Source organism: Amycolatopsis sp. CA-230715 (genome assembly GCF_018736145.1).
GTDB lineage: Bacteria > Actinomycetota > Actinomycetes > Mycobacteriales > Pseudonocardiaceae > Amycolatopsis.
On record NZ_CP059997.1, the window covers coordinates 1,609,854 to 1,630,130 of the forward strand.

Here is a 20,277-nt window from a genome sequence, read left to right on the forward strand (position 1 = left end):
GAGGCTTGCCGGAGGCACGTCCGAAACGGCCTGCTACTTGGGCTGTTTGCAGCGGATTTCGGTGCTGCGCACGAGGAAGTTCGTCACCTTGCCCGCCTTGGTGTCGAAATCGGCGACCCAGCCGGGGTGACCGGGCACCGCCATTTCGTAGCGGCCCTCGGATTCGAGCTTCAGGCCCTTCGGCTGGTACGCGGCCAGCAGCTGGTCCACAGTGGACTCGCGGCCGATACCCTCCGGCGTGGTGATCCCCGGCGGCGCGCTGAGCAGCCGCAGCACGCCGCCACCGAACGACACCCCGCCAGCGGCGTTGGAGCGTTCGATCCGCGCCGCGGACCGGTTCGACTGCTGCTCGCTGATCTTGGTGACCTCGGCGATCGCCGCCGCCGAATCGGCGTACCGCTGCGCCGATTCCGCGAACTGCTTGGCTCCCGCGTTCTTCCCCGGCCCCGCGTCCGCCGCCTTGTTCAGCGCGTCCGACTTGGCCCGAGCGTCCTGATAGGACTTTTCGAGCTCGGCGTCCTTCGCGATCTCGGCCGGGTCGGGCAGCGGGCCGCCCGCGAAGGAGTAGTCCTCGCAGCCGGTCACGACCGAGACCGGGGACGGGCCGAGTTCGCCGGTGGCGACCGCCTCGTCCTTGCTCATCCCCGGCTTCAGCTTCCCGAAACCGTCGAAGCCGAAGCGCGGGGGCCCGTCGGCGGCCGCGGTGCCGCCACCGTCACCGCCACCGTTGTTCACCGCGATCAGCACCCCCGCGACGGCGGCGGCCACGACGACCAAGCCGATCCCGCCCACGAGCCACTTCCGGCCGGAACCCCGGGCGGGCCGACTCGATTCGTCACCGTGGGTGGTCGTTTCTTCGGTGTTCATTTCTGCTTCGTTCTCCCCATGAATGGCGGGCCCGCCGCTTCGACCAGCGGTGGCGCCCGCGACGATCATCGTGTCCGAAAGGGACGGTGTTACCGAGAGCCGGATCACCCAGGGTGTTCCCAGGTCGGGACACCAGGGCGGAGCCGGACAAAACACGCGCGCCGCGTCACTCACGCGGCCCAGCGCGCAGGCGAAAACCATTAACCGACTTCGGTAGGTACCGGCGGATATCTCGACGAAATAAATTCACGGTTGTCCGCTCCAACCGGAGCGAGATTCTCCACCCGGAAGTCGTGCGGAAGGTTTCTCCATGCGAAAGACGAGGGCAGCACTGCTGGCGGGGGTCGCCGCGGCGCTGAGCATCGCGTCGTCGGGCGTCGCGAACGCGCAGGACGTCGACCCGTACATCATCGGCGGCGGCAACGCCGACTCCGCCCCGTGGGGCGCGCAGGTGTTCTGGGACGACGTCAAGGACAACGGCGGGTTCGAGTGCTCCGGCACGATCATCGCGCCGGAATGGGTACTGACCGCGCAGCACTGCCTCAACGACCCCGGCATCCACGTCAAGGTCGGCGACGTGAAGCTCGGGCAGGGCAAGGACGCCAAGGTCGACCAGCAGAAGAAGTCGCCGAACGGGGACATCGCGCTGCTGCACCTGTCGACGAAGGTCGAAGCCACCTACATGAAGCTCGCCGACGGCGACCCGAAGACCGGCGACAAGAACCAGATCTTCGGCTGGGGCCGCACCGAGGGCAGCAGCCCGCCCGCGAGCAGCCTCAAGACCGCGGACGTCGAGGTCACCGGCAGCAGCACGGATGCCTTCGGTGGCAAGGCGATCGCGAGCAAGGGCGTCACGGGAGCCTCGTGGCACGGCGACTCCGGTGGCCCGCAGCTCGCCAACGGCGCGCAGGTCGGCGTCTGCTCGACCGGGGAGAACTCGGGCTCGGACCCGCACGGCACGCAGAACTACGCCAGCATCGAGAACAGCAGGAGCTGGATCAAGGAGACCGCCGGAGTCTGATCTCCCGGCAAGAACCTCGAAGCGCCCGTCCCGCCGCACCCGGCGGGGCGGGCGCTTTGGTGCGCAAGGGCACAGGCGTGGGTAATAGTGCCGCCAGGGAACCGGGTCTTTGTGCCGTTTGACCACGCACGAGGACTTTCTAGCGTGACATTCACCGCGAGACATCGGGCGCCGGGATCACCGGCGCCCGCCACGATCTTCCGCGAGTCGAACGAGTCGAACGAGTCGAGAGGAGGTGGCCCGTGAGCAGTGCCGGCTACCAGAGTGACGCCGCGGCGATGACGCGCGCGGTCCAGGGGTTCGAGGAAACCGCGTCGGACGCCAAGACCACCATGGCCAGCTTGGAAACCGAGCTGACCGAGACCCTGCGCACCTACAAGGGCGACCAGGCCGTCGCGTTCTGGGACCTGCAGCGCGCGCTCCAGGAGAAGATGGCCGCCGCGGTCAGGGAACTCGACACGATGTCGGGCCTGGTCAACCAGAGCTTCCACAACTACGGCAGCGGTGACGCCGACGTGTCGCACCAGCTGCGGCAGGTCTCGAACCTCGCCTCCGACGCCGGGGGCTCGGTGCTCGGCCGCCTGTCCGGCGCGCACTGACCCTTCAGCCAAGCCAGGAAAGGACATCGCATGGCCGACGTCGTGGAAGTCAACTTCGCCGCGCTGCAGCACAGCTCCGCCTCACTGGCCGCCAAGGCCAAGACCCTCACCACGCAGCTCGAACAGCTGCAGGCGAACCTCCAGCCGATCAAGGCGACCTGGTACGCCTCGGGCAGTTCCGCGGGCGCGGCGGCGGAGTCGGCGGAAACCAGGCTGCGCCAGGCGACCGCCGACATCGTCACGATCATCGCGCAGTTCGGCGGCAAGGTCGGCGAAGCGCACGATCTGCAGCACTCACTGGAGAACAAGAACACCGGGTACTTCGCGGTCTGACCGCGGCCAGGTGTCGGCCGGCCGGTGCGGGCCCTCCCCCCAACCCGCACCGGCCGACCGGCTCATCCCCCTCCGCACCCACCAGGAGCCAGCGACGATGTACGACCAGTCCTACTACGTCCATCTCCAGTCGCTCGACGACTTCGTGCGGGAGCTGGAAACCCAGCTCGAAGGCATGGCGAAACCGGGCGAACGGCTCGGCGACCTCGGCGAACGCGCGCCGCTGTTCGGGGAGTTCGGCGAAGCGTCCTCGCTCGCGCGGGCCCACCAGGCCGCCGTCGCCGAGATGCAGGGCCTCCTGGAGCAGGTGAAGGGCGCGATCACGTTCGCGCGCGAGGTCACCACGACCGTCGCGGACGGCTACGCGCAGGCCGACCAGGTCGTCGCGGGCGATCTGCACCGATCGGGGCAGGACGCCGGGTTGCTCGGCGGGATCGGGGCACTGGTCGGCGACGTGCAGGAGGTCTCGTGAACGACACTGGCGAAGCCCCGTTCACGACGGCCGACCGGGTGCGGGTGTCCCGCAAGACACAGGAGGCGTTGTGAGCACGAACTTCGCCGCGTACAGCCACCAGCAGCTCTACGCGATGCTGCAGGCCGGCGACGCCGCCACCGCGCGCACCGCGGCCCAGCGGTGGCAGGCCACCGCGACCGGGCTCCACGACCAGGCGGGCGGCCTCACCGACGAACTGCACGGGTTCGAAGACGGCTGGCGCGGCGGCGCCGCCGACAAGTACCGCACGATGATCACGGACCTGGCCGGCGGCATCAGGAAGGTCGCGCACACCGCGTCCGCGATGCGGGACCTGCTCGAAGACGCCGCCGACGACCTCGACAAGGCGAAGGCGGAGATGCCGCCGCCGGTCGACGTGCCCGCGGTGTCCCCTTCGGACATCTCGCTCGCCGCCACTCCCCCGCTGCTGCCAGCCGACGCGTCCCAAGAAGTGGTCATGGCGGCCGCACGGCAGCGCGCCACCGCGATCAGCGCGGTGCGGTCGCAGCAGCAGGCGGCGGCGACGGCGAACGCCGCGCACGACAAGGCGGTCGCCGTGATGACGACGCTCGCGACCGGGTACACCGCCACCGAACAAGCCATCCCGGCCGCCCCGGACGCCGCCGAAGTGCCCGGCGCGCCTCGCCCCGGCGGCTCCCCCGGCGCCGGGCACGGCACCGGCGAGATCCCCGGCGGTGGCACCGCGGTCGTCCCCGGCGACCACCCGCTGGCCCCGGCCGACGGCGGTACCGCACCAGGTGGCGCGGCACCGGGCGGCACGAAACCCGCCAGCCCGTTGTTCGGGGACATGTTCACCGCCGGTCTCGCGGCCGCGTCCGCCGCCGCGTTCGGCCGGTTCGGCTCGATCATGCCGAAGGTCCCCGGCTGGGCTGGCAAGAAGCCGGAAGAGCGCAAGGACAAGGACACTGTGGACACCGCGGTGACCGGCGGCGCCGGTGGCGGGATCCCGGACGCCGCAAGCGGTTCCGGTGGTGTCGGCGGGCTGGGCGGTCTCGACGGCGGCGCGATCGGCGGCGGCGCCGGGCTCGACGGCACCGTGCCCGCCGCGCACACCGGGCTGTCCGGGTCCACCGGCGCGGGCGGCGCGTTGAGCGGGCTCGCCGGGGGCGCGGCGGGCGCCGCCGGGGCGGCGGCCGCCAAATCGGCCATGCCGATGATGCCGTTCATGCCGATGGGCATGGGGGCGGGCGAGCTCGGCTCCGGGCGGCGGATCCCGCCGTGGCTCGTGGAGACCGAGGACGTGTGGGGCGAATCGTCCGCCGTGGCACCACCGGTGATCGGGACCGAGCCGGACCACCGGTAGCCGACGGCGTCCGGGAGGGGCGGGGAACATGGATCTGGACCGGCTCGCCGAGGACCTGCACGTGCTGGTCGACGACCTGGCCGCGCAGTTCGGCACCGGCGGCGGCATCCAGGTCACCGTCGACGGCGACCTCGACTGCGATCCCACCGCGCCGGGACGCCTGCGCTGCTGGCAGTACGGCGTCCGGCTGGAGTGGCCCAGCAGCCCACGGCAGTGCCTGTCGGGCGTGATCCTGCCGAAGCTGGCGCGCGCGGGCTGGCAGCCGACCGACCGCAGCGGCGGGCGGCGGCTGGTCGTCCAGTTCAGCAAGGACGGGGCGAACCTGAACGTGCACGTGGCCGCCGAGGGCGACGGCGTCGCCATCCTCGGCTCCACCCGGTGCGTGGCGGCCTGATCCGCGCGGACGTGGCAGACTCGGCCGCGTGGACCGTCCGTATGTCGTGCTTTCCGCCGCCGTGTCGCTCGACGGGTTCCTCGACGACGCGAGCGAACGACGGCTCCTGCTGTCGAACGAGGAGGACTTCGACCGGGTCGACGAGGTGCGCGCCGGGGTCGACGCGATCCTGGTCGGCGCGGGCACGATCCACGCGGACGACCCGAAGCTGCTGGTGCGCTCCCCCGAGCGGCGAAGCTCGCGCACGGCACGAGGGCTCGCGGAGAACCCGATCAAGGTCGCACTGACGACGAGCGGCCGCCTCGATCCGTCGGCGGCGTTCTTCACCGCTGGCGACGGCGAAAAACTGGTCTACACAAGCGAATCCGCGTCCGTCGATGGTCTCAACGCGACAGTGGTGAAAGGACTGGAACTGCCCGGGGTCCTCGCCGATCTCGCGAAACGGGGCGTCGGGCGGCTGCTGGTCGAGGGCGGCGGCTCGGTGCACACCCAGTTCCTCACCGGTGGCCTCGCCGACGAGCTGCACCTCGCGGTGGCGCCGGTGTTCGTCGGCGACGAGTCCGCGCCCCGCTTCGTGCGCCCGGGGCGGTTCCCCACCACCAGGGCACGGCTGGTGGAAACCAGCGCGCTCGGTGACGTCGTGCTGATGCGCTACCTGCTCGCCGAGCACGAAGAACGCGATCTCGTCCGGCTCCGGCAGGCGATCGACCTCGCCGAGAACTGCCCGCCGTCGGCGACCTTCCGGGTCGGGGCGGTGCTCGCCGACGCCGACGACCACGTGCTCGCGACCGGGTTCTCCGGCGAGACCGACCCGAAGGACCACGCCGAAGAAGCGGCGCTCGCGAAGGTCGACCCGCGTGACCCGAGGCTCGCGCACGCCACCATCTACAGCTCGCTCGAACCGTGCGGCGAGCGCGCGTCGCGGCCGCTGACCTGTACCGACCACATCCTGCGCGCGGGCATCCCCCGCGTCGTCTTCGCCTGGCGCGAACCGTCGATCTTCGTGGAAGGCACGGGTGCGGAGCTGCTCGCCGCCGCGGGCGCGGAGGTCGTGGAAATCCCGGCGCTGGCCCCGTTCGTCCAGCGCACGAACGCCCATCTGCGCTGAGCCGCTCCGCAAGCCCCTTGATCGAATAGACAGCATTTTGTGCCGAAAGGGGCACTCCACACCGTTCGAGATGTGAAATAGTGACCCTTCTTTACCGAAGGAAAATGTGCGCTCTTTTGACGGGAAAAGTCATTCGGGTGGTGAATTCCCCCCGTGGCGTTTCGAGCTTGGAGGGACTATGCGGCGATCGCGCTGGGTACCGGCGGCTGTGCTGGCGACATCGGTGAGCCTGCTGGCAGCCTGCGGAGGTGGTGGCGACAGCGGGAGCGGCAATGACGCCGCCAATGCCTCCGTCACGGTGTACGGCACCGAACCCCAGAACGGCTTGTTGCCGTCGAACACGAACGAGATCGGCGGCACGAAGGCGCTCGAGCCGATGTTCACCAAACTCGTGAGCTACGACTCGCAGACCGGCGCCCCGTCCAACGCGATGGCCGAATCGATCGAGTCACCGGACGCGAAGACCTACGACATCAAAATCAAGAAGGGTTGGAAATTCCACGACGACACCGAGGTCAAGGCGAAGAACTTCGTCGACGCCTGGAACTGGGCGGCCAGTGCCAAGAACGGCCAGCTGAACTCCTCGTTCTTCGAGCAGATCGAGGGCTTCGACGCGGTCAACCCCGGTAAGGGCAAGACCCCGACCGCGGACACGATGACCGGCCTGCAGGTGATCAACGACTACGAGTTCAAGGTCGTGCTGAAGGCCCCGTTCTCGGTGTTCCCCACGAAGATCGGTTACGACACGTTCTCCCCGCTGCCCGACGTGTTCTTCAAGGACCCGAAGGCGTTCACCGAGCACCCGATCGGCAACGGCCCGCTCAAGTTCGTCTCGCGGACTCCGAACGTGGACATCAAGCTGACCCGCTTCGACGGGTACCCCGGCCAGGACAAGGTCAAGTTCAAGGACCTGACCATCAAGATCTACTCGAGCCAGGAAACCGCCTACCAGGACCTGAAGAGCAACCGCCTCGACTTCATGGAGGCACTGCCCCCGTCGGCTCTCGCGGGCGGCAAGTACAAGACCGAACTGGGCGACGGCCTGATCGAAGGCCACCTGCTCAGCATCAGCACCATCGCGGTGCCGTACTACGTGCCCGGGTACGACAACATCCATCTGCGCAAGGCGATCTCGATGGCGATCAACCGCGAGCAGATCGTGCAGACCGTCATGAACGACACCTACTCCCCCGCCGACGGGTGGATCTCGCGGGGCATCGAGGGGTACCGGCCCGACGTGTGCGGTGAGGCGTGCAAGTACGACCCGGTCAAGGCGAAGGCGGAGCTGGCGCAGTCCGGGTTCACCGGCAAGCTGACCATCACCTCCAACGCCGACGGTGGCCGCAAGGAGCCGCTGGTCGCGGCGTGCAACAGCATCAAGAACGCACTCGGCGTCGAATGCGACTTCGTGCCCGCCACGAACTTCGGCCAGTACCGCGGCATCGTCACCGGCAAGAAGCTCACCGGGATGGGCCGCTCGGACTGGTCGGCGGACTACCCGTCGATCGAGGACTTCCTCAACCCGATCTACAAGACCGACGCCAGCTCGAACGACTCGGCCTACTCCAGCCCGATCACCGACGGCCTGCTGACCCAGGCGGACAGCACCGCGGACAAGGCCGCGGCGATCAAGTTCTACCAGCAGGCCGAGGACCAGGTGGCCAAGGACCTGCCGCAGATCCCGGTGTGGGAGGAGAAGGGCTTCGCGGCGAAGTCGAAGCGGCTGAAGTCGGCGAAGCTCGACTTCCGGCGCATCCCCGACTACGGCGCGATCGAAGTCGCCTGATCCGGTCCGTCCGTGCCCGGCTGATCTCGCCGGGCGCGGGCGAACTCCCCTGATGGCCACCTTGACGGCACTCACTGCCGTGTTCAGTATCAGCTGTTTTGACACAGTTTGTGTATCGCAGCATGTGACACACCCGGGTCGGGTGATGTTGCATGATCTGCCGCCTGACCGGCGTTGTGGTGAGGGCCATGACGCGGAATGGGACGATCATGCGATTCGTGGACGCGATGCTGACGGCTGAAGTGCCGGTTGAGAACGTGTCGGCGTGGTGCCGGGAGCATGGTGTCGATAGGCGGACGTTCTATCGGCACCGTGCCCGGATCCAGGCCGAGGGGCAGTGGCGGCGGCGGTCGACCCGGCCCAAGACCGTGCGGCATGCTACGGCGGAGCCGGTCGTGGCTGTCGTGCTGCGGCTGCGGAAGGAGCTGAAACCGGACAACGGGGCGGACCCGATCCGCGATCGGCTTCTGGAGTTGGCCGCCGAGCGGGACTGGGCCGGACGGGGCTGGCCTGTCCCGTCGCGGGCCACGATCAACCGGATCCTGTCCCGGCACGGGCTGGCCGAGTCCAACCCCCGTAAGCGGCCCCGGTCCTCCTACCGTCGGTTCAGCTATGCCCGGCCGCGGGACTGCTACCAGATCGACGCCACCGAGGTCATCCTCGCCGGCGGGGCCACGGTGGTGGTGTTCGAGGTCCTCGACGACTGCACGCGCATGCTGGTGGCCAATCACGCCGCCGAGGCCGAAACCTCCCGTGCCGCGATCACCGCGATCACCGCGGCCATCACCGACCATGGTGCGCCCGCGATCGTGTTGTCCGACAACGGATCCGCGTTCACCTCACGCGGCCGCCACCCCAACGCCGGGCCATCGGCGTTCGCCCGCACCGTCACCGGCCACGGCTGCAGGCTGATCCATTCCAGCCCCTACCACCCGCAGACCTGCGGCAAGGTCGAACGCCACCACCAGACCTTCAAACGCTGGCTGGATCACCAACCCATCCAACCCGCGACCCTGACCGAACTCCGCACCCTGCTCGAGGTCTACCGCGAGCACTACAACCACCGCCGCCACAGCGCCCTTGGCCGGCAAACCCCCACCCATGCCTGGACCACCAGCGACAGCCACGGCGGACCCCAGCACCTGCCCGTCCAGGACGACGCCACCGTGCACCGCCTCAAAGTCAGCACCACCGGCACGGTCAACCTCGGCAAACACGCCCGGCTACGGATCGGCACCGCCCACGCCGGACACACCATCACCATCATCCGTGACAGCGACCGGGCCACCGCCTACACCAGCGACGGCGACCCGATCGGCCACATCCACCTCGACCACACCAAGACCTACCAAGGCCAACTCACCCCAGCCGCCTAACCTGTGTCACAACAACCGAGACAAACCTGCGGCAGAACTACCGAGACACGACACGGCACTCACTGCCGTCAAGGTGGCCATCACGGCATGCGGCGGCCCGGCTGCCAGCCGCGCGCCCGTCCCCGCCGCACCGCAGCGACGGCGATCCCCGCTGCCGCGGCGAAGCCCAGCGCGCCGATCGTGACACCGCCCGCGAGCCCGTCCCCTGGTGCGACGGCAGCCGCCGCGGCGGGCACCACCCTGGCCGGTTTCCCAGCGCCCGCACCGAGTCCCGGCGCCGGTGCGTCCGCCGGGATCTGCGCGGTGACGGCCGCGTAGGCGTCGAGCGTGCCCCAGCCGCGCTTCGGGTCGTGGTCTCCGTTCGGCGGCCGGTTCGCGGTCAGCACCAGCCTCGTGACGACCTGCTCCGGCGAAAGCGCGGGGTGGTAGGCGCGGACGAGCGCGGCGGCACCGGCGACGTAGGCCGCGGCCAGCCCGGGATCGGTGAGCGGCCACCGGTGCGCCACCACACCGTGCCCGCCCGCGGAGGTGCTCACCAGATCGGCGCCGGGCGCCGCGATCCCGAGGTGGTCACCGGCCTCCTGTCCGACGGTCGCCCCGGCCCGGTCGAGCGATCCGACCGCGAGCGCACCCGGCGTCGCGGCCGGGTAGGTCGGCGCGCCGTTCGTCCCCGCCGCGGGCGAAATCACCACCGAGCCGCGTTCGCGTGCTTCCGCCACCGCGCCCGTGAGCGCGGCGCTGCCCGAGTTCACCGGTACCGCGACCAGGATCACCCCGGCGCGCGCGGCGACCGCGGCCTTGATCGCCTCCGCGAGCCGGTCGGGTTCACCGTCACCGCCCGCGTGCGGGTACCGCACCGGGAGGATCTTCGCACCGGGCGCCACCCCGGCGAACGTGGTCGCCGGATTCGCTTGCGCCGCGACGATTCCGGCCGCGATCGTGCCGCGCCCGTCGCAGTCCGTCCCCGGCTCGGCGCCCACGTCGCCGATGTCCCGCGCCGCCACGACCTGCCCGCGCCCGAACTGCGCGTTGCGCGTGTCGACGCCCGTCCCGACGACCGCGACGAGCTGCCCCGCACCGGTGGTCAGCGGCCAGATCCGCGCCGGGTCGAGCAGCCGCTGGCCCCACGGCACCTCGCCAGGGTAAACGCCGACGGGATCGGCGCATGTCGCGGAGGGCGAAGCCGTCGCGACAGCGGGAAAACCGCCCAGCAGCACCGAAACGAAGGCCGCGGTGAGGGCTCGCCTCACCGCGGGACCCACAGCGTGACCCTCGTCCCGCGCCCCGGCCGCGACTCCACCGTGCACCGGCCGCCGACCTCGGCGAGCCGTGCCTTCATCGACTTGCTCACCCCGAACCCCGGCGGCCGTTCCGCTTCGTCGTAGCCGATCCCGTGATCCCGCGCTATCACCGCGATCCCGCCTTCGCGCTCTTCGAGACGGACCACGACCTCGCGGGTTCCGGCGTGCTTGATGGTGTTGCGCAAGGCTTCGCGCACCGCGTCGCGGACGGCGACCCGCCGCACCTCCGAAAGCACGTCGTCGTCCACGTCGGCGACCACGAGCTGGGCGCGCAGCCCGTCGCGCGCCATCTCGGTGGCGACCGCGGCGAGCTCCTCGCCGAGCCCGTCCGCCTGGTGGCCGTCACCGGTGTCCAGGCCGCGGCGCAGGTCGTTCGCCTGCGCCCTCGCGACGGCGCGCAGCCGGGCGAGTTCGGCGCGCGGATCCGCTTCGTCCTCGCTGGTCCGCATCGCCATCGATTCGAGCACCTGCAGCACGGTGTCGTGCAAGGCGCGTTCGGTGCGGGCGCGCTCCGCGGTGCGGCCGTTGCGGATGCCGATCGCGAGCGCGAGCCGGTTGCCGAGGCCGACCAGCATGAGCGACCCGAGCGCGGTGAACGAGGCCACCACGAGGATCGCCGACCCGGCGAGCGCACCGGCCACCTCTTCGCCGACGCCACCCGGTCTCGGCCCGCCGGTCCACCACATCACCGCCTGCAGCGGCAGGCTCAGCCCCACCACGGCCATCCCCGACGGCACGCCGCGCGCGATCGTCCACAACGCGACCGTGCCGCACAGGTACACCCACGGCACCCAGATCGCGTACGGGTGCAGCGGGACCGGCACCGTCACGTTCACCACGAGGCACGAGGCGAGCGCGAACACGACGTCGGCGTAAAGCAGTCCCCTCGTGACGCGGCCGTTGAGATCGGGCACCTTCAGGATCCACGCGATCGCCGCGAGCGTGCTCACCAGCGACAGCCCCCCGACCACCGTGGACGGCCAGGTGCTCGCGAAACCGGAGGTGGCCACGAGCCATCCCCACACCACCGGTACCGCCAGCGCGCGGAAAGCCAGCGGCAGCAGCACCCCGTACCGCGTCGCCCTGATCATCAGGGAGTCCTTCGGCGCGGACCGGTCGGTCGCGGCGAGCGCGGCGATGCGCCGCGTGGCGGGCACCGGCGTCGGATCATCGACCTCGTCGGGCAGCTCGCGCGGCGCCGTCGCGAGCACGGGCGCGCCGTCGCGCAGCAGCGCGACCAGGAAATTCGACTCCGGCGCAGGGTTTTCTACTGGCGACATCACCCTTTCCCCAACTCCCCCGGTTGGTACTTCTAGCAACACTGGCCGAGTTGGACAACCTCTGACCGGGTGTTCGATACCGGATCTTGGCCTGGTTACCGAAGATCCATGCCCAGGTCGAGGGCGGGAGCCGAATGGGTGAGCCCGCCTACGGACAAATAGTCCACACCGGATTCCGCGTAGACGCGGGCATTCGCGAGCTTCAGCCCGCCGGAGGCTTCGAGCCGCGTCTTGGGTGATTCGGCATCGCGCCGCCGCACCGCCACCGCGCACTGCTCCGGTGAGAAGTTGTCCAGCAGCACCTCGTCGGCCTCCGCGGCGAGTGCCTCGCCGAGCTGGTCCATGGTGTCGACTTCGACCTCGCACGCCAGTTCCGGCGCGTGTTCGCGCGCCGCGGCGAGCGCGGCGGTGACCGAACCCGCCGCCACCACGTGGTTGTCCTTGATGAGCACCGCGTCACCGAGGCCCATCCGGTGGTTGGCGCCGCCACCGCAGCGCACCGCGTACTTCTGCAGCAACCGCAGCCCCGGCAGGGTCTTGCGCGAATCCCGCACCACGCAGCCCGTACCGTCCACTTCGGACACCCAGGCCGCGGTCGCGGTGGCCACCCCGGACAGGTGGCACAGCAGGTTCAGCGCGGTGCGCTCGGCGGTGAGCAGTCCGCGCACACCGCCCCGCAGCACCAGCGCGGGTTCCCCGGCGACGAGCCGCGCGCCGTCTTCCCGCTTCGCCAGCACTTCGTACCCGTCACCGAGCACGGAGTCGAAGACGGCGAGCGCGACCGCCAGCCCCGCCACCGTGCCGGTCACCCTCGGCCGCAGTTCGGCCAGCGCCACCGCGTCGGCGCCGACGGTGGCGAACGTCGTGGCGTCCGGGCCGTATCTCAGGTCCTCGGCGAGCGCGGTGTCCACCACGCGCCGCACATCGGCCACGTCCAGTCCGGAATCGGCAAGGTACCGCCGCACCGCGGCGCTGAGCTCGGTCATCACGCTGCTCCTTCGACGAGGACGGGATCGGCGAGCACGGGCTGGCCGGACGGGCTCAGCCTGATCTGCTGGCTGCGCAGCCAGCGCGCGTCGTCCCGTTCGGGATGTTCGTTGCGCACGTGGCAGCCGCGCGACTCGGTGCGCCGCGCCGCGGCGGCCACCAAAGCCTGTGCCACCAAGGTGAGCGCGGCGTCCTCCACCGCGCGATGTGTCGTGAGTGGACTGTCCTTTGCGGAAAGGTCGAGCACGGAGCCGACGACCGCGAGCCCGTCGGCGTCCCTGCCGATCGCGGCGTAGCGGCTCATCACGCGCTGCAGCGAATCGCGGTCGGCGACCGCGGCCCTCGGGTGCTCGCCGATCCGCCCCGACCGCGGGTCGGCGAGCACCCCCGCCGCGAGATCGGCCGCGACCGAAGCCGCGGCGCGCTCGCCGACGACAAGCCCTTCGAGCAAGCTGTTGGACGCGAGCCGGTTCGCGCCGTGCAGCCCGGTGCGCGCGACCTCGCCCGCCGCGTACAGGCCGCGGACCGCGGTCCTGCCACCGGCGTCGGTGACCACGCCCCCGCACGCGAAATGCGCGGCCGGCGTCACCGGGATCGGTTCGGCGACCGGGTCGACGCCGATCTTCCGGCACGCGGCGTACACGGTGGGAAAGCGCTTCGCGAATCCCGGTACACCGGTCGCGTCCAGGAACACGTGGTCGCCGACGCCGCCGGGCGCCGCCGCGAGATGACGCGTGATCGCGCCGGACACCACGTCGCGCGGGGCGAGGTCCGCCAGCGGGTGCACCCCCGCCATCACGCGCGCGCCGGTGGCGTCGAGCAGGATCGCGCCCTCGCCGCGCACCGCCTCGGTGACCAGCGGGCAGCGGCCGCGGGCGCCGGGAGTGTACAGCACCGTCGGGTGGAACTGCACGAACTCGACGTCGGCCGCGGTGGCACCGGCGCGCAGCGCGAGCGCGAGCCCGTCCCCGGTGGCGATCTCGGGATTCGACGTGGCCTGGTAGAGCTGCCCGATCCCGCCGGTGGCGAGCAGGACCGCGGGGGCGCGCAGGACGCCGGGCACGCCGTTCGGGTCGAGCACGCGCACCCCGGCGATCTCCCCGGAAGGCGCCTTCAGCGCGTCGACCGCCACGTGGTGCTCCAGCACCGGCAGCCGGTGCCCGGTCGCCTCGGCCACCAGTGAGCGCTCGACCTCGGCGCCGGTGGCGTCCCCACCGGCGTGGATCACGCGGAACGCGGTGTGCCCGCCCTCCCTTGCCCGCGCGAGCAGTCCGGAGGTTTCGCGGTCGAACCGCGCGCCCGCCGTGCGCAGCCGCTTCACCGCGGACGGGCCACCGTCGAGGATCGCGCGCACCGCGTCGGCGTCGCACAGCCCCGCACCGGCGACCAGGGTGTCCTCGGTGTGCTTGCGCACCGAATCGCCCTCGTCGTGCTGGTCGTCGAGCACCACGGCGACCCCGCCCTGCGCCCACCGGGTGTTGCCGTCGACGACCTCGCCCTTCGTCACCACGAGCACCCGCAGGCCACGCGCCTGCGCGTGCAGCGCGGCGGTCAGCCCGGCCACCCCGCTGCCCACCACCACCAGGTCCGCGCGCGCTTCCCAGCAGGCGGAACCGTTGGCGTGCCGAGTTTTCGCCTCGCAGGAAGGAACCACAGTGGTCACCGGGCCCTCCGCTCTGCCGGTCATTCCCCGCCGCCCGGCTGCCCGATCTCGATCATCCGCTGCACCGAGGCTTCGGCCTTCGCGGCGGTTTCGAGATCGACGTGGACCTCGTCGAGCCCGTCGCGCAGGCACCGCAGCAGCGCCGCGGGCGTGATCATCTTCATGTACCGGCAGGAGGCGCGGTCGTTCACCGCGCGGAAGTCGATCTCCGGCGCGGCCTTGCGGAGCTGGTGCAGCATGCCGACCTCGGTGGCCACCAGCACCTCCGTCGCGTTCGTCGCGCGCGCCGAGTGCACCATGTCGCCGGTGGAGAGGATCTTGACCCGGCCGGGGTCCACGGTGCCCTCCCCGGCGAGGTAGAGCGCCGAGGTGGCGCAGCCGCACTCGGGGTGGATGAACAGGTCCGCGTCGGGTGATTCGGCGGCGCGCTCGGCCAGTTCCGCGCCGTTGATCCCGGCGTGCACGTGGCACTCGCCCGCCCAGACGTGCAGGTTCTCCCGGCCCGTTTCCCGCTTGACGTGCGCGCCGAGGAACTGGTCGGGGCAGAAGAGGACCTCCCGGTCGGCGGGGATGGAGGCGACCACGTCGACCGCGTTCGACGAGGTGCAGCAGATATCGGTCTCCGCCTTCACCTCCGCGGTCGTGTTGACGTAGGAGACCACGACCGCGCCGGGGTGCTGCGCCTTCCAGGCCCGCAGGTCGGCGCCGGTGATGGAGTCGGCGAGCGAGCATCCCGCCCGCGCGTCCGGGATGAGGACGGTCTTCTCCGGTGCCAGGATCTTCGCGGTCTCCGCCATGAAGTGGACACCGCAGAAGACGATTGTGGAGGCGTCGCTCGCGGCCGCGATGCGGCTCAGCGCGAGGGAGTCACCGGTGTGGTCGGCGATGTCCTGGATCGCGGGAACCTGGTAGTTGTGCGCCAGCAGCACCGCATCGCGCTCGCGTGCCAGCCGTCGCACCTCCTCGGCCCACGCCTCGTCCGGCTCGACGCCGTCGAAGGGCGTCAGGTCGTTCGCCTGGATAGTGCTCGTCATGGTCTTGGCCCTCCTGGACCTCGCCTAGGTTTTCGTCTTATAATCGAAAACCGTGCGAAGCCATATTAACACCCACGCCCCCCTGGCACACGAGGTTTTGGGCGCGGTACTTCAGGTGCGCTGCGACACACTCCAGGTGCTGCTGTGGCGCCGCGCGCTCGATCCGCACCTCGGCCGCTGGTCGCTTCCCGGCGGCAGGCTCCGCCCCGACGAGGACGTCGAAACCTCCATCCGGCGCCAGCTCGCGGAGAAGGTCGACGTCCGCCAGCTCCAGCACGTCGAGCAGCTCGCGGTGTTCAGCGCGCCGGACCGGGTGCCCGGCCCGAGGGTGGTCGCGACCGCGTTCGTCGCACTGGTGCCCTCCGACGTCGACCCCGAGGTCCCCGAGGACACCGGCTGGCACCCCGTCGACGACCTCCCGCGCACCGCGTTCGACCACGAGTCGATCGTGCTGCGCGCTCGCGACCGGCTGCGCTCCAAGCTGTGCTACACGAATCTCGGTTTCGCGCTGGCACCGGCGGAGTTCACCATTTCCGCGCTCAGCGGCCTGTATTCCGCGGCGCTCGGGTACAAGGTTTCCGCGACGAACCTGCAGCGCGTGCTGTCGCGGCGCGGCCTGCTCTCGGCCACCGGCGCGATGGCGCCGTCCGGCCGCTCCGGCGGGCGGCCCGCCGCGCTGTATTCGTTCACCGGCGACGGAATGCAGGTGACCGACCCGTTCGCGGTGTTCCGGCCACCCGCGGGCACGCGCTGACCGCAGCCAGCGAGCATGGGCCCGTTCTTCGCCATATGGTGGGGTGCGTGACCGAGCAAGCACCAGCAGGCAGAGCGGGGGCGACACTGCCCCTGTTCCCGTTGCAGACGGTGCTGCTGCCGGGCACGAACCTGCCGCTGCACCTGTTCGAGCCGCGGTACCGGCAGCTCGCCGTCGACCTGGTGACCGGCACGGTGCCCGACCGCCGCTTCGGCATCGTCGCGCTGCGCTCGGCCGCGATGCGCGAGGTCGACACCGTCGAACACGTCGAGACGGTCGGCTGCGAAGCCGTGCTGCGGGAAGCGGAACGCCTGCCCGACGGCCGGTTCGACATCATCATCACCGGCGGGCGCCGGTTCCGGCTGCTCGACGTCGACCCGACCGCGGCGCCCTACCTGCTCGGCACCGTGCGATGGGTCGACGACGAACCGCTCGCGCCCAGGACCGTCGAAGCCGCGGGCCAGCTCGCCGACGTCACCCGCGAGGCACACCGGCGGTACTGCGAATCCGCGTGGAACACCGGTGACTGGAGTGCCCCCGGCGAGGACGCGAAGATCGACGAACTCGCCTACCTGCTGGCCGCCGACTGCCTGCTGCCCCTGGGCGACCGGCAGCGGCTACTCGAAGAGACGCACCCGCTGCGCCGCCTCCGCATCGCCTGCCAGCTGCTGACGCGGGAAGCCGGGTTCCTGTCGAGGCTGCGCGCCGTCCCGGCACCGCCCGCCGAACTCCCCCGGCTCAGCGGCCCGTCCAGCCTCAACTGAGCACTTGATTCTCTCCGCAGCGCAACGCCCCGAAGGTGGCTTTCAGGGCATCTACCGCCCCGAAGGCCACCTTCAGGGCATCGGCAACCCGGGCCGCACGACAACAAGGGCCAAAAGTGTCGCTCTGAAGCCACTTTCGAGGCGCGGAGGACTCGTGGCGGTCAGTTCGCGGAGGTGTCCCCATTGGTGCCGAACTTGTTCCACATCTTGCCCGCGGCGCCCGCCACCGCCTCGCCGACATCGCTGAACACCTTGGCGAGCGGGTCCGTGGACTCGGCGAACGAATCCTTGTAGGACTTGGCCGCCGCCTTGACATCGTCCTTCCAGGTGCTCGACGGTTCGTCGTCGGCGCGGCGCGGGTAGTTCCCGGCGAGGATGTCCCGGTACTCCGGCGAAGCGGCCCACTTCTGCAACTGCGCGGATCGCACCACCGCGAACGGATGGGACTGGGTCTCCACGAACCGCAGCTTGTGGAAGCTGTCCCTGATGTCCTCGACGGACTCGTACTCGCTCGCCTGCTGCAGGAACGACGGAATGTCCACTTGGGACGGATCGATCCCGCCGGCGAACTGGATCGACGCGCGCAGCGCGGCGGTCGGGTCCTGGCTGCACAGCAGGCCGGCGCGGTCGCAGGACAGCTCGGCCTTGCGGTACCACTCGTTCAGCGCCGCGATGATCACCCGGATGCCGAGCGCGCTGACCGGCATGAACGACATGCTGGCCTGGATGCTGATCAGCCGCATCAGCATCGTCTTGTACACCGCGTGCTCGGACAGCACGTGGCCCATCTCGTGGCCGAGGACGAAGCGGAGCCCTTCCGCGTCGGTCAGGTTCAGCAGGCCGGTGGTGAGCACGATGAACGGCTCGTCCATGCCGATGGTCATCGCGTGCGCCTGCGCGTCCCGCGCGACGAACACGGCCGGCACCGCGGCCAGGTCGAGGGTCTCCGCGCACTCGTGCCGGATCTTCTCCAGCGCCGGGTACTGCTTGGGCCCGACCCTGATGTGCGACGCGAGCGCCATCAGCCGCTCGCCCCGCTCGGTGTAGAACCCGGACACCGCCCTGAGCACCTGCGCGAACCCCGGTACCGCCCGCAACGAGGCGAGCGCCCCGCGGTCGGCGGGGTGTTCGTAGGCACGGGGGCTGATCCCCGGGAACTTCATCCTGCTGGTGGACTTGACTTCCACTTCGTCCGGCACGCGCCGCCTCCCCACGTCGTCGTGGCCATGCTAACGAGGGGGACCGACAGCCCGTGGCGGGTTCGCGGATTTCACCCCAGCCTGCGGCCGAGATCCTCCCGCCCGTTCCACGCGGCGAGCAGCCCGTAGACGAGCGCGGTGCCCAGCGGCATCGCGAGGAGCACCCACAACGTGTCGAGCACCGGCGCCTGCGTCACGACGTCACCGAGCCTTGGCGGCGACGGCGCCGGATAGACCCAGCCCGCGAACAGACCTGGCCCGAGCAGCGACGCCAGCCAACCCGCGACGAGGCCGCCGAGCAGCCCGGCGACCAGCACCACCGGCCCGCGGCGTTCCCGCAGCAGCCACAGGAGCGCGCCGGTGAACAGCCCGATGCCGAGGCCGAGCAGCGCGAAGATCGCGAGGTCGTCGAAGTGGTGCCAGCTCTCCAGCTGCAGCGGCACCGGTTTCTCGGTCAGCGACACGATCCGGAAGCGCTCCGGCGGCGCGAGCCGCGACCACAGCCAGCCGAGCGGGATGCCGAGCAGCCCCACCGTCGACAGCACGGTGACCGCGGGCAGCAGATCGGCCTTGACCACGACCTTCGGCCGTTCCTGCGGCAGGGCGAACCACGGCGGGGGCGGGAGTTCGCCGTAAACCGACCCGCTCGCCTCCATCGGCGTGCCCGTCGTGTCGGCCACCTCTACCCCTCCCCTTCGTCACGTACGGGGACGAGACTAACCCGTGGCGTCGCTGGTCACTTCACCGTGTCGGCTGCACTTCGCGGCCCAGCCGACCGGGGTCACCTGGACGATCATGCGGCGCGCGCAGGCAGGGCAGAACCTCGGCGGCTCCAGCGCGGTCCTCGGGTTGCGGCAGGACGGGTGCGCGCCCCCGTCCTCCGGCTGTCCACAGTGGACGCAATACTCGGTCACAACGTGTCGCTCAGCGCCTTGACCGGCATGCTGAGCTCGTCGAGCATTTCGAGGTCCTTGCTCGCCGGGCGGCCGAGGTTGGTCAGGTAGTTGCCGACGATGATCGCGTTGATCCCGCCGAGCATGCCCTTCTTCGTGCCGAGATCGCCGAAGGTCAGCTCGCGGCCGCCGGAGAACCGGATCAGCGGGCGCGGCATGGCCAGCCGGAACGCGGCGACGGTCCGCAGCGCGTCCTTGCCCTCGACCACCTCGTAGTTCTCGTACGGCGTGCCGGGCTGCGGGATCAGGAAGTTCATCGTGCACTCGTCGGGACCGAGCTCGGCGAGCTGCGCGGCGAACTCCGCGCGCTGCTCGACGGTCTCCCCCATGCCGATGATGCCGCCGCAGCACACCTCCATGCCCGCCTCGCGCACCATGCGCAGCGTCTCCCAGCGCTCTTCCCAGGTATGCGTCGTGACCACCTCGGGGAAGTGGGACCGCGCGGTCTCCAGGTTGTGGTTGTAGCGGTGCACGCCCATCCCGACCAGCTCGTCGACCTGCGCCTGCGTCAGCATGCCGAGCGAGCAGGCGATCTGGATGTCGTTGCCGTCCTCGCGGATCGCCTCGATCCCGTCGCGCACCTGTGACATCAGCCTGGCGTCGGGGCCGCGGACGGCGGCGACGATGCAGAACTCCGTCGCGCCGGTCTCCGCGGTCTGCCGCGCCGCCTTGACCAGCCCGGGGATGTCGAGCCAGGCCGAGCGGACCGGCGTCGGGAAACGGCCGGACTGGCTGCAAAAATGACAATCTTCGGGGCAGCCGCCGGTCTTGAGGCTGATGATGCCCTCGACCTCGACTTCGGGACCGCACCAGCGCATCCGCACCTCGTGCGCCAGCGCCAGCAATTCGGTGAGCCGGTCGTCTCCGAGCCGCAGCACCGCGAGGAGCTGCTCCTCGGTGAGCCCGGTCCCGCGTTCGAGCACCTGCTCCCTGGCGACGGCGAGCACGTCCGCCGTCGCGGCGGCCGGGCTGGTCTGTTCGGGCGCTGTCGTCACGGGTCGCTCCTCCTGGCGGCGGCACGAAGTCGGCACCATCGTGCCC

21 protein-coding genes are annotated in these 20,277 nt (G+C 70.7%); 11 read left to right on the top strand and 10 right to left on the bottom strand.

The window, feature by feature from the left end; translation table 11 throughout:
* Positions 1-33: 33 nt before the first annotated feature.
* Positions 34-867, bottom strand: a complete 834-nt coding sequence (locus HUW46_RS07605; protein ID WP_215546612.1) for a hypothetical protein — start codon at positions 865-867, stop codon at positions 34-36.
* A 310-nt stretch (positions 868-1,177) separates the two neighbouring features.
* Here HUW46_RS07605 and HUW46_RS07610 point away from each other — a divergent pair, with 310 nt between their 5' ends.
* From HUW46_RS07610 to HUW46_RS07650, 9 genes are all read left to right on the top strand, one after another.
* Positions 1,178-1,888, top strand: a complete 711-nt coding sequence (locus HUW46_RS07610; protein WP_215546613.1) for a S1 family peptidase — start codon at positions 1,178-1,180, stop codon at positions 1,886-1,888.
* 242 nt (positions 1,889-2,130) lie between these two features.
* Complete coding sequence (locus tag HUW46_RS07615; protein ID WP_254125914.1) at positions 2,131-2,487, top strand: WXG100 family type VII secretion target; 357 nt, start codon at positions 2,131-2,133, stop codon at positions 2,485-2,487.
* Positions 2,488-2,517: 30 nt separating this feature from the next.
* Complete coding sequence (locus tag HUW46_RS07620; RefSeq protein WP_215546614.1) at positions 2,518-2,820, top strand: WXG100 family type VII secretion target; 303 nt, start codon at positions 2,518-2,520, stop codon at positions 2,818-2,820.
* 97 nt (positions 2,821-2,917) lie between these two features.
* A complete protein-coding gene (locus HUW46_RS07625; RefSeq protein ID WP_215546615.1) occupies positions 2,918-3,292 on the top strand; it encodes a hypothetical protein in 375 nt (124 codons plus the stop codon).
* Between the two features lie 70 nt (positions 3,293-3,362).
* Positions 3,363-4,637 (top strand): WXG100 family type VII secretion target, encoded by a 1,275-nt coding sequence (locus HUW46_RS07630; RefSeq protein WP_331477224.1) that lies wholly within the window; start codon positions 3,363-3,365, stop codon positions 4,635-4,637.
* 28 nt (positions 4,638-4,665) lie between these two features.
* On the top strand, positions 4,666-5,031 hold the full coding sequence (locus HUW46_RS07635) for a hypothetical protein (protein ID WP_215546616.1): 366 nt from the start codon (positions 4,666-4,668) through the stop codon (positions 5,029-5,031).
* 28 nt (positions 5,032-5,059) lie between these two features.
* Entirely contained in the window at positions 5,060-6,139 is a 1,080-nt protein-coding gene (locus tag HUW46_RS07640; protein ID WP_215546617.1) for a dihydrofolate reductase family protein, read from the top strand.
* 178 nt (positions 6,140-6,317) lie between these two features.
* Positions 6,318-7,925: a peptide ABC transporter substrate-binding protein gene (locus tag HUW46_RS07645; protein WP_215546618.1), complete on the top strand. Its 1,608-nt coding sequence runs from the start codon at positions 6,318-6,320 to the stop codon at positions 7,923-7,925.
* 209 nt (positions 7,926-8,134) lie between these two features.
* The gene (locus tag HUW46_RS07650) at positions 8,135-9,301 is read left to right on the top strand and encodes a DDE-type integrase/transposase/recombinase (protein ID WP_254124945.1); all 1,167 of its coding nucleotides are present in this window, start codon (positions 8,135-8,137) and stop codon (positions 9,299-9,301) included.
* An 80-nt stretch (positions 9,302-9,381) separates the two neighbouring features.
* On the opposite strand, the gene HUW46_RS07655 is transcribed toward HUW46_RS07650, so the two are convergent.
* The 5 genes from HUW46_RS07655 to nadA all read right to left on the bottom strand — a co-directional run bounded on the left by HUW46_RS07655 (position 9,382) and on the right by nadA (position 15,566).
* Positions 9,382-10,551 carry a S8 family serine peptidase gene (locus HUW46_RS07655; protein ID WP_215546619.1) on the bottom strand — a complete coding sequence of 390 codons (1,170 nt, stop codon included), beginning with the start codon at positions 10,549-10,551 and terminating at the stop codon, positions 9,382-9,384.
* Positions 10,548-11,882: a sensor histidine kinase gene (locus tag HUW46_RS07660; protein WP_215546620.1), complete on the bottom strand. Its 1,335-nt coding sequence runs from the start codon at positions 11,880-11,882 to the stop codon at positions 10,548-10,550. Before HUW46_RS07660 ends, HUW46_RS07655 begins: the two co-directional genes overlap by 4 nt.
* 95 nt (positions 11,883-11,977) lie before the next feature.
* Entirely contained in the window at positions 11,978-12,868 is an 891-nt protein-coding gene (gene nadC / locus HUW46_RS07665; protein WP_215546621.1) for a carboxylating nicotinate-nucleotide diphosphorylase, read from the bottom strand.
* A complete protein-coding gene (locus HUW46_RS07670) occupies positions 12,868-14,556 on the bottom strand; it encodes an L-aspartate oxidase (protein ID WP_215546622.1) in 1,689 nt (562 codons plus the stop codon). The genes nadC and HUW46_RS07670 overlap by 1 nt, the downstream gene beginning before the upstream one ends.
* Entirely contained in the window at positions 14,553-15,566 is a 1,014-nt protein-coding gene (nadA, locus tag HUW46_RS07675) for a quinolinate synthase NadA (RefSeq protein ID WP_215546623.1), read from the bottom strand. The genes HUW46_RS07670 and nadA overlap by 4 nt, the downstream gene beginning before the upstream one ends.
* 115 nt (positions 15,567-15,681) lie before the next feature.
* Between nadA and HUW46_RS07680 the strand changes: the two genes are divergently transcribed.
* The gene (locus tag HUW46_RS07680; RefSeq protein WP_215546624.1) at positions 15,682-16,320 is read left to right on the top strand and encodes an NUDIX hydrolase; all 639 of its coding nucleotides are present in this window, start codon (positions 15,682-15,684) and stop codon (positions 16,318-16,320) included.
* Positions 16,321-16,367: 47 nt separating this feature from the next.
* Positions 16,368-17,084 carry an LON peptidase substrate-binding domain-containing protein gene (locus tag HUW46_RS07685; protein WP_442860921.1) on the top strand — a complete coding sequence of 239 codons (717 nt, stop codon included), beginning with the start codon at positions 16,368-16,370 and terminating at the stop codon, positions 17,082-17,084.
* Positions 17,085-17,245: 161 nt separating this feature from the next.
* Here HUW46_RS07685 and HUW46_RS07690 read toward each other — a convergent pair whose 3' ends face one another.
* The 4 genes from HUW46_RS07690 to bioB form a co-directional block, all read right to left on the bottom strand.
* Complete coding sequence (locus tag HUW46_RS07690) at positions 17,246-18,247, bottom strand: M48 family metallopeptidase (protein ID WP_442860967.1); 1,002 nt, start codon at positions 18,245-18,247, stop codon at positions 17,246-17,248.
* Positions 18,248-18,354: 107 nt separating this feature from the next.
* Positions 18,355-18,963: a DUF2567 domain-containing protein gene (locus HUW46_RS07695; RefSeq protein WP_442860922.1), complete on the bottom strand. Its 609-nt coding sequence runs from the start codon at positions 18,961-18,963 to the stop codon at positions 18,355-18,357.
* A gap of 36 nt (positions 18,964-18,999) precedes the next feature.
* Entirely contained in the window at positions 19,000-19,197 is a 198-nt protein-coding gene (bsaP, locus tag HUW46_RS07700; protein WP_215546627.1) for a biotin synthase auxiliary protein BsaP, read from the bottom strand.
* Entirely contained in the window at positions 19,194-20,231 is a 1,038-nt protein-coding gene (gene bioB / locus HUW46_RS07705) for a biotin synthase BioB (RefSeq protein WP_215546628.1), read from the bottom strand. Before bioB ends, bsaP begins: the two co-directional genes overlap by 4 nt.
* Positions 20,232-20,277 lie beyond the last annotated feature (46 nt).